The organism is Shewanella psychromarinicola, from assembly GCF_003855155.1.
GTDB classification, from domain to species: Bacteria; Pseudomonadota; Gammaproteobacteria; order Enterobacterales; family Shewanellaceae; genus Shewanella; species Shewanella psychromarinicola.
In genome coordinates this window covers 4,706,733-4,721,723 of the sequence record NZ_CP034073.1, presented here as the reverse complement: position 1 = coordinate 4,721,723, position 14,991 = coordinate 4,706,733, and the positions used below count along the sequence as shown (strand labels likewise).

Annotated in this window: 15 protein-coding genes; 9 read left to right on the top strand and 6 right to left on the bottom strand. The window is 40.5% G+C overall.

Annotation, left to right across the window (positions count from 1 at the left end; genetic code table 11):
• Positions 1 to 2: 2 nt before the first annotated feature.
• Positions 3 to 1,322, bottom strand: a complete 1,320-nt coding sequence (locus EGC80_RS20505) for a tyrosine-type recombinase/integrase (RefSeq protein WP_124011955.1) — start codon at positions 1,320 to 1,322, stop codon at positions 3 to 5.
• Between the two features lie 485 nt (positions 1,323 to 1,807).
• Complete coding sequence (locus tag EGC80_RS20500) at positions 1,808 to 3,262, bottom strand: tetratricopeptide repeat protein (protein WP_164839510.1); 1,455 nt, start codon at positions 3,260 to 3,262, stop codon at positions 1,808 to 1,810.
• A gap of 1,629 nt (positions 3,263 to 4,891) precedes the next feature.
• Here EGC80_RS20500 and EGC80_RS23090 point away from each other — a divergent pair.
• Positions 4,892 to 5,098 (top strand): YegP family protein, encoded by a 207-nt coding sequence (locus EGC80_RS23090; protein ID WP_443729201.1) that lies wholly within the window; start codon positions 4,892 to 4,894, stop codon positions 5,096 to 5,098.
• Between the two features lie 333 nt (positions 5,099 to 5,431).
• On the opposite strand, the gene EGC80_RS20490 is transcribed toward EGC80_RS23090, so the two are convergent.
• Entirely contained in the window at positions 5,432 to 5,659 is a 228-nt protein-coding gene (locus EGC80_RS20490) for a hypothetical protein (protein WP_124011953.1), read from the bottom strand.
• 129 nt (positions 5,660 to 5,788) lie between these two features.
• Between EGC80_RS20490 and EGC80_RS20485 the strand changes: the two genes are divergently transcribed.
• Both EGC80_RS20485 and EGC80_RS20480 read left to right on the top strand, forming a co-directional pair.
• Complete coding sequence (locus EGC80_RS20485; protein WP_124011952.1) at positions 5,789 to 6,268, top strand: DUF2947 domain-containing protein; 480 nt, start codon at positions 5,789 to 5,791, stop codon at positions 6,266 to 6,268.
• A 149-nt stretch (positions 6,269 to 6,417) separates the two neighbouring features.
• Positions 6,418 to 6,975 (top strand): chalcone isomerase family protein, encoded by a 558-nt coding sequence (locus EGC80_RS20480; RefSeq protein WP_124011951.1) that lies wholly within the window; start codon positions 6,418 to 6,420, stop codon positions 6,973 to 6,975.
• A gap of 435 nt (positions 6,976 to 7,410) precedes the next feature.
• On the opposite strand, the gene EGC80_RS20475 is transcribed toward EGC80_RS20480, so the two are convergent.
• The 3 genes from EGC80_RS20475 to flgA all read right to left on the bottom strand — a co-directional run bounded on the left by EGC80_RS20475 (position 7,411) and on the right by flgA (position 9,097).
• Entirely contained in the window at positions 7,411 to 7,884 is a 474-nt protein-coding gene (locus EGC80_RS20475; RefSeq protein ID WP_124011950.1) for a flagella synthesis protein FlgN, read from the bottom strand.
• Between the two features lie 101 nt (positions 7,885 to 7,985).
• Entirely contained in the window at positions 7,986 to 8,315 is a 330-nt protein-coding gene (gene flgM / locus EGC80_RS20470; protein ID WP_124011949.1) for a flagellar biosynthesis anti-sigma factor FlgM, read from the bottom strand.
• Between the two features lie 74 nt (positions 8,316 to 8,389).
• Positions 8,390 to 9,097 carry a flagellar basal body P-ring formation chaperone FlgA gene (gene flgA / locus EGC80_RS20465; protein WP_124011948.1) on the bottom strand — a complete coding sequence of 236 codons (708 nt, stop codon included), beginning with the start codon at positions 9,095 to 9,097 and terminating at the stop codon, positions 8,390 to 8,392.
• A gap of 608 nt (positions 9,098 to 9,705) precedes the next feature.
• Here flgA and EGC80_RS20460 point away from each other — a divergent pair.
• From EGC80_RS20460 to flgE, 6 genes are all read left to right on the top strand, one after another.
• On the top strand, positions 9,706 to 10,626 hold the full coding sequence (locus EGC80_RS20460; protein ID WP_101032358.1) for a chemotaxis protein CheV: 921 nt from the start codon (positions 9,706 to 9,708) through the stop codon (positions 10,624 to 10,626).
• Positions 10,627 to 10,686: 60 nt separating this feature from the next.
• On the top strand, positions 10,687 to 11,520 hold the full coding sequence (locus tag EGC80_RS20455; RefSeq protein ID WP_124011947.1) for a CheR family methyltransferase: 834 nt from the start codon (positions 10,687 to 10,689) through the stop codon (positions 11,518 to 11,520).
• Positions 11,521 to 11,656: 136 nt separating this feature from the next.
• Positions 11,657 to 12,055: a flagellar basal body rod protein FlgB gene (gene flgB / locus EGC80_RS20450; RefSeq protein ID WP_124011946.1), complete on the top strand. Its 399-nt coding sequence runs from the start codon at positions 11,657 to 11,659 to the stop codon at positions 12,053 to 12,055.
• A 2-nt stretch (positions 12,056 to 12,057) separates the two neighbouring features.
• A complete protein-coding gene (gene flgC, locus EGC80_RS20445; protein ID WP_101032355.1) occupies positions 12,058 to 12,474 on the top strand; it encodes a flagellar basal body rod protein FlgC in 417 nt (138 codons plus the stop codon).
• A 23-nt stretch (positions 12,475 to 12,497) separates the two neighbouring features.
• Positions 12,498 to 13,283: a flagellar hook assembly protein FlgD gene (gene flgD / locus EGC80_RS20440; protein WP_124011945.1), complete on the top strand. Its 786-nt coding sequence runs from the start codon at positions 12,498 to 12,500 to the stop codon at positions 13,281 to 13,283.
• Between the two features lie 60 nt (positions 13,284 to 13,343).
• Positions 13,344 to 14,717 (top strand): flagellar hook protein FlgE, encoded by a 1,374-nt coding sequence (flgE, locus tag EGC80_RS20435; RefSeq protein WP_124011944.1) that lies wholly within the window; start codon positions 13,344 to 13,346, stop codon positions 14,715 to 14,717.
• The last annotated feature ends 274 nt before the right edge of the window (positions 14,718 to 14,991 follow it).

Sequence of the window (14,991 nt, the reverse complement as noted above, 5' to 3'; positions counted from 1 at the left end):
ACTTATACAGTATATGGATTTAGTCTGGTTAACAGCTCTCGCCTCTCCTCCTCTGAAAGCTGTTCTACTTCCTTCACTAACCTATCCACTTTCGACTCTTGCATGTCAGTCCCCAACAACTGCGCCGTAGTAATGCCAAGCTCTGCCCTCACTTGCTCAACATCTAAATGGGCATAGGTGCTGGCGGTGATGCTGATATCACTGTGGCCTAATAGTTTACTAGTGATTTGAATGTTACCACCTCGCATTACACTCCAACTGGCTATGGTTCGTCTTAAATCGTGAATGGTGACACTCTCGCCTTTTGTCTCACTACGCAAACCAGCACGTTCGGTTATACGCCACCAGAAGCTGCCTTTGCCAGACTTTTCGGTAATGTGGCCACTTTGACTACGATTAGCAGGAAAAACATATTTCTCGCCTTGTTTAGCTTCAATGCTTCTACGTTTTAGAATATCCATCATCTCAATCGTTAATGGCACTGCATGAGGCTTTTTGATTTTCATCTTAGAAGTTGGAATAAGCCAAATGCCGCGCTGATGATCTATCTCTTTCCACTCCATGCTAAAAACACAGCTTTTACGCTGACCTGTCAACAATAGCGCCATGACTACATCGCTATAAATTGGCTCTTCGAATTTGAGGGCGTCTAGTAATTCCTTGACTTCCAATTGACTAAGAATTCGCTCACGCTTGGTATCTGCCAGCTTTTTTATCTTTATAAACGGGTTGATGTCTTGATCAGCATACATCGACTTTATTAACGACAAACTTTTATTGCGTACCGCAACCGAATTTTTGGTTAGAATCAATTTGAGTAAATTATTAGCTTCTTGGACTGAGATATTATCTATAGCCAAATGACCGACAAGCTTTTGTAAATGACTGCGCCAAAGTGAGCGGATATCTTGCAAAGACTTTATACGCCGCTGACCAGACTTAATCTTTAATTCAAACTCAACTTCGAACGCATCAAACAGTTGTTGCACTGACATAGACAATGCTCGTTCACGATCAGCTTGCTGTTTTTTCTCGCGTTTTACTTCGTTAGGGTTTTGACCTTGAGACAGGTCAGAAGCATGTTTGAGTGCCAGTTTTCTAGCATTCTCGATAGTGATAGTAGGGAAATTTCCTAGGGAGACTGTTACATCACGACCTAAGTGCTTGCGGCGAAAACGAAAAATCTTTTTCCCTGATGGCAAAATATCTAAAATCAAGCCTTTAACCGAGCTTTTTTGGCCAGAATCGTGAATTCGGTAGCGTTTGAGGGGGTTCTCGAGCTGTTCTAAACTACGTTTTGTAAAAGGAATATCAACACTCATAATCACTTAGCCTCAAAAAAAGTCTTTCCCTGTGCCGCCCCTGTGCCACCGCGGGGGTTAATTTAGACTAATTTACAGTAATTTTGGTTAATGTCAAAAAACGAAATAATGATATAAGGTGTTGATATATATAGATTGGTTAACTTTGGTCAATTCTGGTTAATCTCGCCATAGCTCACCTGTGGGGAGACCATATAAGGCTTTCCACTCTTGTTTATCAGTAGTTTACTGAATATGAAAATACTATACCGCCATAGGAACACCCTTTTTTAGAATTTTATTTTTAGCTTTTTATAAAAACTCCTTTTCAACTGTTTGATTCAAATCATAGATATTAACGTCCATTCTTCATAGTTTATGAGTATGTATATTAAGAAATGATATATATGAGTGATATCTTCGAATCTTTTGTAAATACCGATGATGTTGTATTGCTTCTTTCTTATACTTCACAGCAACGGCCTATTGATTAAAACAATTCAAGATTATTGACTCTGTAGATTGAACAGTGTAGGTACCGTTTTAGGCGATAGATGATAGTTATCGATATGGTGCTGTAGGTTACTTTGTCCATCCTTGTTCGTTAGCGCATATACGTCGAGTAGCTTGATGTTTAAAGACTGACATGCATTTGCAAGCGCAAGGTTATAGTAAGCAACGATATCTTTGAACCGTTGTTGCTCAGACGGCGGTAATATCTCAATGCTTTGAGGGTGTGGAGCTGGTACGCCGTAGAGAATAATTTCAATGTCAAAAGAGTCTGCAAGATTTTTTAGTGCATTCACATATTTTGACAGCATATCATCAATCACGTCCTTGTAATCTCGTTTTGATTTCAAACTATAGCTGTAAATTCCTTCGTCCGGTCGGCAATCAATTTCCCCAAATGCAACCACCACTTTGGAACCTGGAGCAAGGTCTTGTAGTAATGATACAAGACTCACTTGGTATTTATTTTCTTCCTCGGTAACAAAGTGAATAACCTTAGCGCCCATTATGAAAAGAGAATTGACTTCATAGTTTTGGTCTTTGTATTGAATTGATGTTCGGTTGGGCGCGAATCCATGACTTTCAGAGATGAAGTACATTTTTGTGGCGTCGTTAACAAGGTTATAACAATCTTTATATTCGCCGCTCTCATACAGTGCTATAAGATTTTTAATGTAATGGTGAAATACACTGAAATTTTTCAAGTATTTTGGCTGTGAGGGAAACTGATGAATGATTTCGCTCAGCTGTAATGTGTGCTTGGCTTCATCTAAATGGTTAAATAGAAAATAGATGATGGCCTTGCCGATGAGCAAAGTGCAGAGTTGTTGCTCTGAAAGTTGCTGGCTTTGTATGCCAAGATCGGCAACTTCAAGTGCATCTTGGTAGCGGTGTTGACTGAGATGTAAGCTGAATAATTGCCAATAGGCGTCGAGGTGTGTTCTTCCTTTCTTGTGCTTATTCTCTACTTCAAGTGCTTTAACTAGCGCCTTAGCGGCATTGTCAAACTGACCTTGATCATAGTAGATGACACCTAAATGAAGGTAGAAGTCAGAATTTGTGGCATCTTGCAGGATGGCTTTCTTGCAAAAGTTTTCTGCTAATGAGTAGTTGCGCTGGTTGTGCAGACAGATAGCAAGATTGTAGTTAGGTTCAGGTAAAAGTGGTTCAAGATTAAGTGCTTTTTCGAAACACCGACTCGCTTCAACAAAACTCTCTTGGTCTAGATAAACATTGCCTAAGTTACTATGGAATGATGAAAGCTGGCTGTTAATCGCAATGGCTTTTTGAAATTCTGCTATCGCAGGTGCAAATTGTCCAAGTGCATAATAATTCAAGGCAGTTAAATGGATGGCATTAGCCAGTTTTGGTTTTTTCTCAATAATTTTTGTACACAAGGAGAGTGACTCAGCATACTCTTTTTGACGAAATAATGCCTCGGCTCTGGCCATATTACTCTTTATACTCATTTTTAGCTTCCCCAAGAAAGTTCTATTTTGTTCAAAATAACATATTAGATTAAGGACCGAAAAAAAATCTATTGAAATTAGCGTAATCCCCCTAATTTCTTAAGTTACATGATATTAAAGGTGCTCTCGTTTCTATTGATGCGATGGGTTGCTAAAAAGAAAGAACTAAAACAATCATTACTCAAAAATGCGCCTATTTTCTTGCTGTGAAAGGTAATCAAAAATCTTTCAATAAAGTGATAACGGAGATGTTTAAATATTTTTGAAGTACTGAGCCATCCAACCTAAAGATAGAGAATAATCGTGGGAGGATCGAAGCCAGAAGTAGTCAGGTTTTATTGGCTAACAACTCAACAAGGATTTTTCTGATTGGGCTAGATTAAAAACGATTGAGATAAGCATGAGTTATCGTCAAGAAAAAGGACAAGAAGCTAGCTTGGAATACCATTATAACATTAGTTCAGCAAAGCTGATTGAAGACAAGTTTCCCGAAGCCGTTCGTCAACATTGGGTTGTATAAAATAGCTTGCATTGGGTGCTAGATCTGACCATGAATGAAGACGCACTCTAAATTTACAAAGGTCATAGTGTAAAAAATATAGGAATACTACGTCAGATAGCACTTAATGTGCTCAGGAAATAACCTCTAAAAGGTCGCGTTGCATCTAAGGGAAGAAAAAGGACATGGATGAAAACATCCTACTTAAGAAAGTGTTAGAAACAGGCCGAACTGAAGTGGCTAAAAGTTAAATACTTATGCTAACACCCTGTTTATTAAAGTATTCTTTAAAGCTTCGCTTTTTCGATAGTTTGTATCCGATCATGGACATTGAGCTGCATTGTTAATCATTTTCTATTAAAACTAAAACATGACAACATTGCTCAATGGGCATGCCAAAAACGACAGCTTACAAGAGACGCTAAGTACACTCTAAGACATTAACATGTGTTAAATCTTATCCTATGACCTCATATAAAAAATTCATTGCCGTTCAATAAACTCATTAAACTTGGAGACGGTGTTAAGCCAGGGCGAGATCGCGAACGTTTTTTGAACAGAATTAGTTTATTTAATGAATTATTATGGTTCATAAAGTCTTCATAGCTTGGATGATTTTTTGTTTTTTGTTTGCAGGTTAAACGTAGCGTTCAAAAAACAAGCACTCGTGCGGTTACCCTGGGTGTTAAGCACGTTATCGTTAGTTCATCCCACACATTACACCAATAACGACTCCCATTACTGATAACAATGGCCCGAATAACAACATGCTGGTTAAAAGTTGTTTATATACTTCCCTGAACAGTAAATTAGCTTAAGGTAATGATAAAAAGTAAAAATATAATTTTGATTTGGGCTTGAATACCAGTGCTAAAATAAAAATACACCGAAATTAATAAAGCTATTATTAAGTGAAGGGCTAAAATCATATTGGTGTTAAAAAGAGTCTAGGTTTGCTCGTTATCATAACTATAAAGGAGTTAATTTATGTCTGGATGGTATGAGTTAAGCAAAAGCAGCAATGATCAATTTAAGTTTGTTCTGAAGGCTGGAAATGTAGAGGTCTTCTTACTAGTGAGCTATACAGTGCAAAAAGTGGTGCAAGCAATGGTATCGGGTCAGTTCAAAATAATTCCCAAGATGAATCAAAATTTTCCAAAGTAACCGCTAAAAATGCTAAGCCCTATTTCCATCTCAAAGCGGCTAATCATCAAATCATTGGCACTAGCAAAATGTATTCGGATATCACTGCTAGTGATAATGGCATAGGTTCTGTAATGGAACATGGTGACACTCCAACAATCAAAGACTTAAGTTAAAACTGCTCGTGCTTTCTACTGGCTCTCGACTCTCATCTGCCGAGCGCTGCTCTATTCTGTCAATCTTAGACACTTGCGCATCAGTCCCTAACAAATGCGCCGTAGTCATCCCCAACGCAGCTCTAACATGTTCAATATCTAAGAGGGCATAGGTGTTTGTTTGCTGTGATACTGACTCTTGCTTAAATCTCTGTCTATCGACAGGTGATTATGACCTCACGATTTGCTGGTGATTGACATCATGAAGTATTGTATTACCGCCATGCATAACACACTAGCTTGCTATGGTGCACCGTAATCATCAATGGTGACTACAATCCTGACACTGGCGGCTTAAAAAGATTTTTCAGTGCCGCGCTGTATAACAACAGCGCGCTGCGCGTTTGGTGATGCAATGCCACCGCGGCCTTTATCCGCGTTATCGATTCCTTTTGCTATTGCTATTAGGTTAGCTGATTGGCTGTGCCGACTGGGAAATACATCGCGTTTACCTTTCGCCACGTGTTGGTTATGGCGGCTATGATCCTTGATTAATTTTTTGATTATCTTTTCGATTGGCATTTTTTTTGATTATCTTTTTTGATAATTTTTTTTGGTAAATTGGCAGATCATTTATCTCTGTTGCTATCGCAGTCTGATCCGCTTTAGCGCTATAATTGCGTTTCATTTTTAGTTGCTAGGAGCAATTGTTTGTCATATTCATATATTCCGTTTGATCTTTATAAGCGTAAGTGGATTTTTAACCATAAAGATTTGCCTGTGTCAGATGATGATAAGGCCTTGATTAAACCACTGACCGATAAAAGTGCCATGGAAGTGTGGGATAAGTGGATAAGCAATAAAAGCAGCCGTGCGGAACTATTCGAGAAAGGTGATTGGCCAGCAAAGCAAGATGCTTGGACTGCAACGGATCATTGGCAATCGGCGTGGGACTCTGATGATATTGCGATGCCTGAAGCGATTACTAAACATATTCAATGGCCTGATGATACGGTTGTATATTTTTGCTATGAAAAGTACCAAATCATTGAAACGCGCTGGTGTGTGTTCGTGCGCAATTGGAAGAGTTTTTTATTTTTTGATGATGGTCCTATTTTAATGGCGCCAAAGCACAAGCAAGCGTTGATGTTTCAACAAAATGGCCAATATAAGTTAGGCGTTCGTGGTTAGTTTATGAGTCGTTAATCTAAGCGTACTTAAGCTAATAATTGAGCTAATAATTGAGCAAATTAATGGGATGAATGGCTGATATTGCAGTCGTTCATGTTGTAATGGTTTATACAGTGGTTATTTATATTGTTTTTTTTTAGAGAGTTTAGATGAAGTTATTAGCTTTAATTGGCTGTTTAGTGTTGACGCTGCCGTTGTTGGTGCAAGCAAGAATGATTGCCGATGTTGATGTTGCTGAGCAAATGAATGTTGCAGAGCAACCATTAATATTAAATGGTGCGGGCGTGCGCAGTAAATTTTTTATGGATATTTATGTAGCCAGTTTGTACTTACCTACCAAAGTTTATACGCTTGAAGATGTGCTCGCTCAGCCTATAGCGGTAATCCAATTAACCATTACTTCTTCGATGGCCACCTCAGAGAGAATGCGTGACGGCATTACGAAAGGTTTTGAGACTGCTACCGACAATGACACCCATTTTATTGCCAAAGAGATTGAACATTTCACTCAACAATTTGCTTACGACGTTGTCGACGGGGATCAATTTACTTTTGTGACCCAAAAAGGCAAGGGCGTGAGCAGCATTAAAAATGGTCAAGTTCAAGGTGATATTGCTGGAGAGGCTTTTCGTCAGGTATTACTTAACATTTGGTTAGGTGAAGAGTCTGCGCAACAAAGTTTACGCCAGGCAATGCTAGCTCAGTAACTCACCTGCTAGGTTCTAGGGCGGACTACGTCCTGCTAGTATCGCTTCGCTGCTAGGGCGGACTACGTCCTGCTAGTATCGCTTCGCTGCTAGGGCGGACTACGTCCTGCTAGGGTCGCTTCGCTGCTAGGGCGGACTACGTCCAGCTAGGGTCGCTTCGCTGCTAGGGCGGACTACGTCCAGCTAGGGTCGCTTCGCTGCTAGGGCGGACTACGTCCTGCTAAGAACAGCTTCGCTGTTAAGACTTTATAGCCTCTATGCCTTCCGCTTTATTTTTTCCGTTTATTCGCTTGTTATCGGATGCGGCTCAGATTTTATAGTCTCTAGCCGCGAAGCGTCCTAGCAGCGAAGCGCTCTAGGCTGTTGCTCAGATTTTATAGCCTCTAGCCGCGAAGCGTCCTAGCAGCGCTCTAGGCTGTTGCTCTCTAGGCTTTATTAGGCTGTAAAATCATTACCGAGTGTTGAAATGGTGGAGGTTTTGCCTTTGTCATTGTAGGTTAAACTTGATGCATTACGGCTGGCTTGCAATGCTTGGGCAAATCGATTTAGGCTGGCGATATTGTGTTCAATTAAGCTGGCATTCTGGCTATTAATGTCTTTGCATTCTGCGAGAATAGATTTGGCCTGGGCGACTTTTTGTACCAGTCCAGGAGCTGTGGTAAGCAGGGCGTGCTGGGGGTGTTGAGCCAGTTTTTCGTCAGTCGCTTTCATATTGATTAAGCACTGGGTTTTGTCTTTGGAAAGCGTCAGTAGTTTGTCGGCATCTTGGTTTGTTAATGCGGCTTTTTCTTCAACAATAAGCAGTTTTAGCTGTGCTAAGGTCTGATTTTGGGTCTCTAACAGTGCACGTAGCTCATCGTTTGGTTGTTCGCTTGGTTGTTTATTTAGCTCTTCATTTAGCTCTGTCATAAATTACTCATTGGTTTTGTTAACTGACACTTATCTATGATGCAAGTTAGCACCTATTATCTGTGTGTCGTTAAAACAAATTAAAGAGTAACGTTTAACGGCTACTCTTTGTCAAACGATAGACTGCTTAGCTCTGCTTCAAAGCTGGCAATATTCGCAGCAAGCTTTTCTGGGTCGACTTTATAGCGTCCTTCAGAGATAGCGAGCTTAATTTCTGCGACCTTTTTTTGGTCAACTTCAGGTGTCGCTTCCATTTTTGCTTGCGCGCTCTGAAGCTGGTGAGCTTGAGCGGTGATGCTAACGGAATCGGCTTTAACCGGTGCCGCGGATTTTTGAGCCACAGCAGTATTAGATTGCTTAGCAGACTGCGTGTCACGTGCAGTGCGCATTTGGGTATTAGCCGCAGTGTTATGCTTAATGTCAATTGCCATTGGAGGCTCCAGCGTAATGTATTAGGTTCTTCAAACAGATTATCGGCACTGTTGGAAAAAACTTTAGTCCTAGTTTACATTCTTACTTCAACTTCGCCAACCCCAACCACCACCGCATCAAATTGTTTACTCGTGTTACTGTTTTTCACCCTGATGACGTCATCAAGATTGCCGTCACGCAGTGCTTCACCAAGGGTTTTTATTTGAACATTAGCGGTTCTAGCGTAGATGGAAACCGAGTCACCTTTGCACACAAAACACAGGTTATTACTCAATACAGGTGAGTCTTTTGCCACGCGACGTTTCACTCGCGAACCGATTAATGTGTGGGTATCAGAAAAAAAGTGGCCTCTTAAACTATATTGGTCAACATACATGATGTTTAAGTGATGTGGAGCAATAATTTGGTCTGGAGACAGTAGCTGGTTAGCCACCACGACAGGGTATTGTATTTCAACTCGAACAGAGAGATACATTTGCCATGGATAGTCATAGTCTGGGCTGATACAACTTAGTTTTACCATGTTATTTCGACTAATGGCTCTTTCACTGGCGAGTTCGGCATTAATCGGTGGATAGCAGCGCGGTGGACTAAGACGACCTTCAAGATTTTGTGGGGTAATTTGCACCTTAGCGTTGGCGTCGGCATCAATTTTTTTTGCGACCACCTCTTTAGCTAACGTATAAATGGCCGATAGTTTAGGTGTTACTATCTCTTCGCTAGCAAATGCTGGCAAAGAAAGCGTCATTGAGCACAAAAAACATAAAAAAAATACTTTCATAATGAAGATCCTAGCTTGTGTTGCCAGAATGCACCTATACTTTGGAGAACGAAAAATATGCGAGTAATCTCTGCATACGCAATAAGCTAAAAATGAGGTGAGGGCATGATAATAACATTTCCCTTTCGTCAAAAAAGTGTCAGTTCACTGTAAGTGTTAACTTAGTAAAAGTTAAAGCAAGTTGCATGCCCACTTTTAATTCAATAATTTGATAGGTATTTGCTAGGCTGCTGATGGTTTGCCCAGAATGTGTCATGTTCGTCTGATGAAAACCTCAATTGGGGGTAAATTGGGGGTAAATTAGAGACAGTAACGGTTATCAAATGGCCCTTTGTTCGGCTATTCACCTTGTATCGACTCACAATAGGCCCGCTATTGGCGCGGCGACTAACACTATTGTTAACATGTGAGTGCACCTTTATTAGCAAAACACATGGCATGTTTGATATTGCAGACTTGAAATAAACCCATTTTTAACGATTTATCCCCTCTCTTATCCAGGTTGAGGTTAAAATAGCTAGCAAGCGTATTATATTAAACCAAGGTTCACTATAATGTTAACCAACAATTTTATCCTTTTGAGTAACAGTTAACTACAAGGCTGTGTTATGTCGAGCATTTTAGAATCAGTAAATAAACGTACCCAGCTTGTCGGACAAAACAGATTAGAGCTGTTACTGTTTAAGCTTAACGGTCGTCAACGCTTTGGTATTAACGTATTTAAAGTAAAAGAGGTATTACAATGTCCTCCACTGACAAGGCTACCTAAGCTAAACCCCTATGTTAAAGGTGTTGCGCATATTCGTGGGGAAACCATTTCTATTATCGATTTAAGTGCAGCAACCGGTGGGCGTCCACTGACATCAACTGAAAATTGCTTTGTTATCATTTCCGAATATAACCGCAGTGTTCAAGGCTTTTTGGTCAGTTCTGTTGAGCGTATCATCAATATGAATTGGGAATCTATTTTGCCGCCGCCCCAAGGTTCAGGACGTTCTTCATATTTAACGGCTGTGACTGAGATTGAAGGTGAGCTGGTTGAAATTTTGGATGTTGAAAAAATTCTTGATGAAATTTCACCTGTTAAGACCTCTATCAGTAAAGAAGTCAGTGAGACGTTAACTATCGATAAAGAACAGCATTATCATATTATGGTTATTGATGATTCTACGGTGGCACGCAAACAAATTATTCGTTCGTTAGAGTCGTTAAATCTGCAAATCGATACCGCTAAAGATGGTAAAGAAGCGTTGATCATGCTGAAAAATATTGCCGCTGAAATGGATGATGTCTCAGTTGAGATCCCGCTGATTATTTCAGATATCGAAATGCCAGAAATGGACGGTTATACTTTAACTGCTGAAATTCGTGATGATCCAAAATTAAAGAACATAAAAGTAGTTCTACACACATCATTAAGTGGTGTGTTTAACCAAGCAATGGTAGAAAAAGTAGGTGCTAACGATTTTATTGCTAAGTTTAACCCCGATGAATTAGCCTCAGCGGTTAACAAACATTTGAGTTTATAAGCCTCTAATATTGAACAATATTAGAGGCTTAGCTCATTGGCCACATATTAGGAAGTTAATGTGACAGATAAATCACTTGCTGAAGCAGAGTACAATCAATTTAGGCTGTTTTTAGAGCAGCATAGCGGTATTGTGTTAGGTGAGAATAAACAATATTTAGTCCGCAGTCGTTTAGCGCCGTTGATGGGGAAGCATAATTTACCTTCTTTGTCTGAGGTGGTTAAAAAGTCGATGAAACCGATAGAACGTCAGCTGCGTGCTGAAGTGATAGATGCAATGACCACCAATGAAACCTTATGGTTTCGAGACCGTTATCCGTTTGAATTACTTAATAATACTCTATTGCCTGAATACAGTAAGCTTGGCAGACCGTTAAAAATATGGTCTGCGGCATGTTCTTCTGGGCAAGAACCTTACTCTTTGTCGATGACAGTGTTGGAATATCAACAGCGTAAACCCGGTGCTTTACCGGGCGGCGCGACGATTCAGGCAACGGACTTGTCACCATCAATGTTAGAGCGCTGTAAGAATGCTGAATATGATGGTTTAGCGCTGGCTCGTGGCTTGTCTGAAGAGCGTAAACGTCAGTTTTTTGATGCTTTACCGTCGGGCAACATGACAGTGAAAGATAATGTTAAGCGTTTAGTTAACTTTAGAGCACATAATTTACTTGAAAGTTATAGCTTATTAGGTAAGTACGATATTATTTTTTGCCGTAATGTATTGATTTATTTTGGGCCAGAGGCAAAGACTAAAATTTTGCGGCAATTTGCTGCCGCACTTAATCCCAAAGGTATTTTATTCTTGGGTGCGTCAGAATCTCTAGCAGGCTTAAGTGATGAGTTTACTATGGTTCGCTGTAATCCTGGTATTTATTACCAAAAGAAAATATAGATAAAATAACAAGTTAAGCTATTTATCATGCCGGCATTCGTCGGCATGTTTGTTTTTGTCTTTTATTCGTTTAAAAATTAAATTGTTGGCATAACCCTTGCTTTATTACTATCAGTTAGCTGATGGAGGCAATTTTATGGCGATTAATTTCGATAATGCATTAGGTGTTCACCAATATTCTTTGGGCATTCGAGCTCAAAGAGCAGAAGTAATTTCAAGTAATATCGCCAATGCCAATACTCCTCATTATAAAGCTCAAGATGTTAATTTTGCTGCCGCCATGAAATCGGCAAGCTCGCATCAACAAGGCTTGAGTATGAGTCAAACCACAGACAAACATTTTGATTTAACGGCGTTAAGTCAACAACATGTTCAATATCGAATGCCAAATCAGGCCGATACTGGCGATGGTAATACCGTCGATACCCAGAAAGAACAAGCAGCATTTATGCAAAATTCGCTCGAATATCAAATGTCATTAGGCTTTCTTGAGAGCAAATTTACTGGCATGCGCAAAGCATTGAGAGGTGACTAACCATGAGTTTATTTAATATTTTCAATGTGTCTGGTTCGGGTATGTCAGCGCAGTCAGTGCGTTTGAATACAACCGCCAGTAATATTGCCAATGCTGATTCGGTGTCAAGCAGTGTCGATAAAACCTATCGTGCACGTCATCCTGTTTTTGAGGCCGAAATGCTAAAAGCCAATAGCCAGCAAGACAGTTCGCCTGGCGTCAGCGTTAAAGGCATTGTCGAAAGTAACAAACCATTATTAAAAGAATACTCGCCAGACCATCCAATGGCGGATGGTGATGGTTTTATTTACAAACCTAATGTCAATGTGATGGAAGAAATGGCCGATATGATTTCTGCATCACGCTCTTATCAAATGAACGTTCAGGTGGCTGATGCAACTAAGTCTATGTTGCAACAGACGTTAAGGATGGGTAAATAGCATGATTATTCAAGGAGGTAACAATGAGCCTCGTTAACTCTTACAGTCAGTCTTTACCGCAACAGTCCAGTAGTGCTTCAAACACAAGTGCTACAACCAAAAATTCTGTGCAGGCAAATACGACCACCACGACCAAAGGTAATCCTTTTCTTGACGGAATTCGCTTACCTGAAGAAAGTGCGATACCTGAAGCAAAAGATCAGATGTTAAAGCAAGATGATTTCTTTGCTTTACTCAGTCAACAGTTGTCGATGCAAGATCCCTTTAAACCGGTTGATAATGATCAAATGATTGCCCAAATGGCATCATTTTCCACAGTCGATGGTATTTCAAATCTTAATGATGAAATTCTTAACCTCAATACTGTGATGAGTTCTAGCCAAGCATTGCAAGCTTCTGGTTTAGTGGGCCGTAAAGTGCTTATTCCTTCTGATACTGGGGCTATTTCTACTGAAAACTCGGAAATTAAAGGGGTGATCAGTACGCCATCAACCATCGAATCTATTTCGGTCAGAATTGAAGATGAGTCGGGTCAGCTGATTAAGAGCTTTAATATTGATGGCAGTAAAGGCGGCAATGTTGATGTGACGTGGGATGGTTTAGATTCAGATGGCCAACCCGCAGAAGCCGGTAATTACGCCATTAAGGCTAGCGGTAAAGTGGACGGAACGTCGGAAGATTTAGCCGTATCGACTTATGCCCATGTTACCAGTGTGTCATTGGGCACTGTGGCGACAGGCGCTATTTTGAATTTGCGTGGAGTAGGTGGAATTAAGTTATCTGACGTACTCGCAGTATCTGAAACATAATACGGCCATCAACAAACAGTTGGCTGTCATCATAAATGAATTAATTGTGAGAGGTGAAACATGTCATTTAATATCGCACTGAGTGGTATTGCTGCCGCGCAAAAAGACTTAAATACCACCGCGAATAACATCGCCAACGTGAATACTATTGGCTTTAAAGAGTCTCGAACAGAGTTTGCCGACGTGTATGCTAATTCTATTTTTTCCAACGGTAAAACCGCAGTGGGCGGCGGTGCCACCACCTCACAAGTTGCGCAACAGTTTCATCAAGGTAGCTTGCAATTTACCAGTAACTCGCTAGATATGGCGATAAGTGGTGGGGGTTTCTTTGTTACCTCGTCAGAATTAGGCACTAAAGATCAATCATTTACTCGCGCGGGTGCATTTAAAGTTGATTCAGGCAATTACATGGTTGACTCAGCAGGTAACTTTTTACAAGGTTTTCCCGTGGATGCAGATGGTAATTCAACGTCGGTGAGCTTAACCACCACCAAACCCATTGAGATCCCAGATAAAGCGGGCAGCCCAGTAAAATCGTCAACAGTTGAAATACAGATGAATCTTAATGTGGGTGAGACAGCATTAGACCCAGCTAACTTTAATCCTAAAGATTCTGACACCTTTAATAATTCCACCTCGGTGACGATTTATGATTCGCTAGGTGAGTCACATATTATGACCAGTTACTTTATTAAGCCTGAGCAGGGGTCATATACTGGCGAAAGTAATTGGGTGGCCTTTTATGCGGTTGATGGAAAGCCTGTTGACACGACTGTTGCTGGCAGTTATGAAACAGATACTGATGATGATGGTAACAAAGATGGTAATGCATTGGCAGAAGCGACTAACCCGGATGGAGTAGGAACATGGTCAGGTGCAGTGCTTACCTTTAACTCAGTAGGTGCGAATATAAGCAGCAACCCCGCTTCGATTACCACTGAGTCATTAGGCACTGCGGGTGCAAATACTTTAGGCCCTGAGGCCGATGGTACTCAAACTCTTAATATAAAGTTTGATAATCCAACCCAGTATGCTTCTCCGTTTGAAGTGACTAAATTAGCCCAAGATGGTATTACCGTTGGCCGATTGACTAACGTAGGTATTGGCGCTGATGGTTTAGTGACCGCAAGCTACAGTAATGGCTCAACGGTGCCATTATCACGGGTGGCATTAGTGCGTTTTGCCAATGAGCAAGGACTCACTCAAGTGGGTAACACGTCTTGGAAAGCCAGTATCGAATCAGGTGCAGCATTAGCGGGAGAGGCCAATAGTGGTACCTTTGGTGATATAAAATCTTCTGCGCTTGAACAGTCAAACGTTGAGTTAACCACCGAGCTGGTGGATTTAATCTCGGCTCAGCGTAACTTCCAAGCTAACTCGCGTACCCTTGAAGTGAACAATACCTTAAACCAAACCATATTACAGATCCGCTAAGTTAACCACACGCCATGATAGGTGTTGCCGTTTACGGCAACACCTTGCCTTTACCCCTTCATTATTAGTCCTCATTATTAGTCCTCGTTATTATCCCCTGGTGTTATTTGATGCTTTTTTGACACTCATGAGTTATTCGTTAATGTTAATTCTTAACTGATTCAATCTATTCAATCTATTACATCTCCATAATCCGCCTTAAAACTCATTGGCATGATGCTTGCTTATTCTGTGTATATAAATTGTTTTTGCAGAAAGTTTGACGGAGCAACAA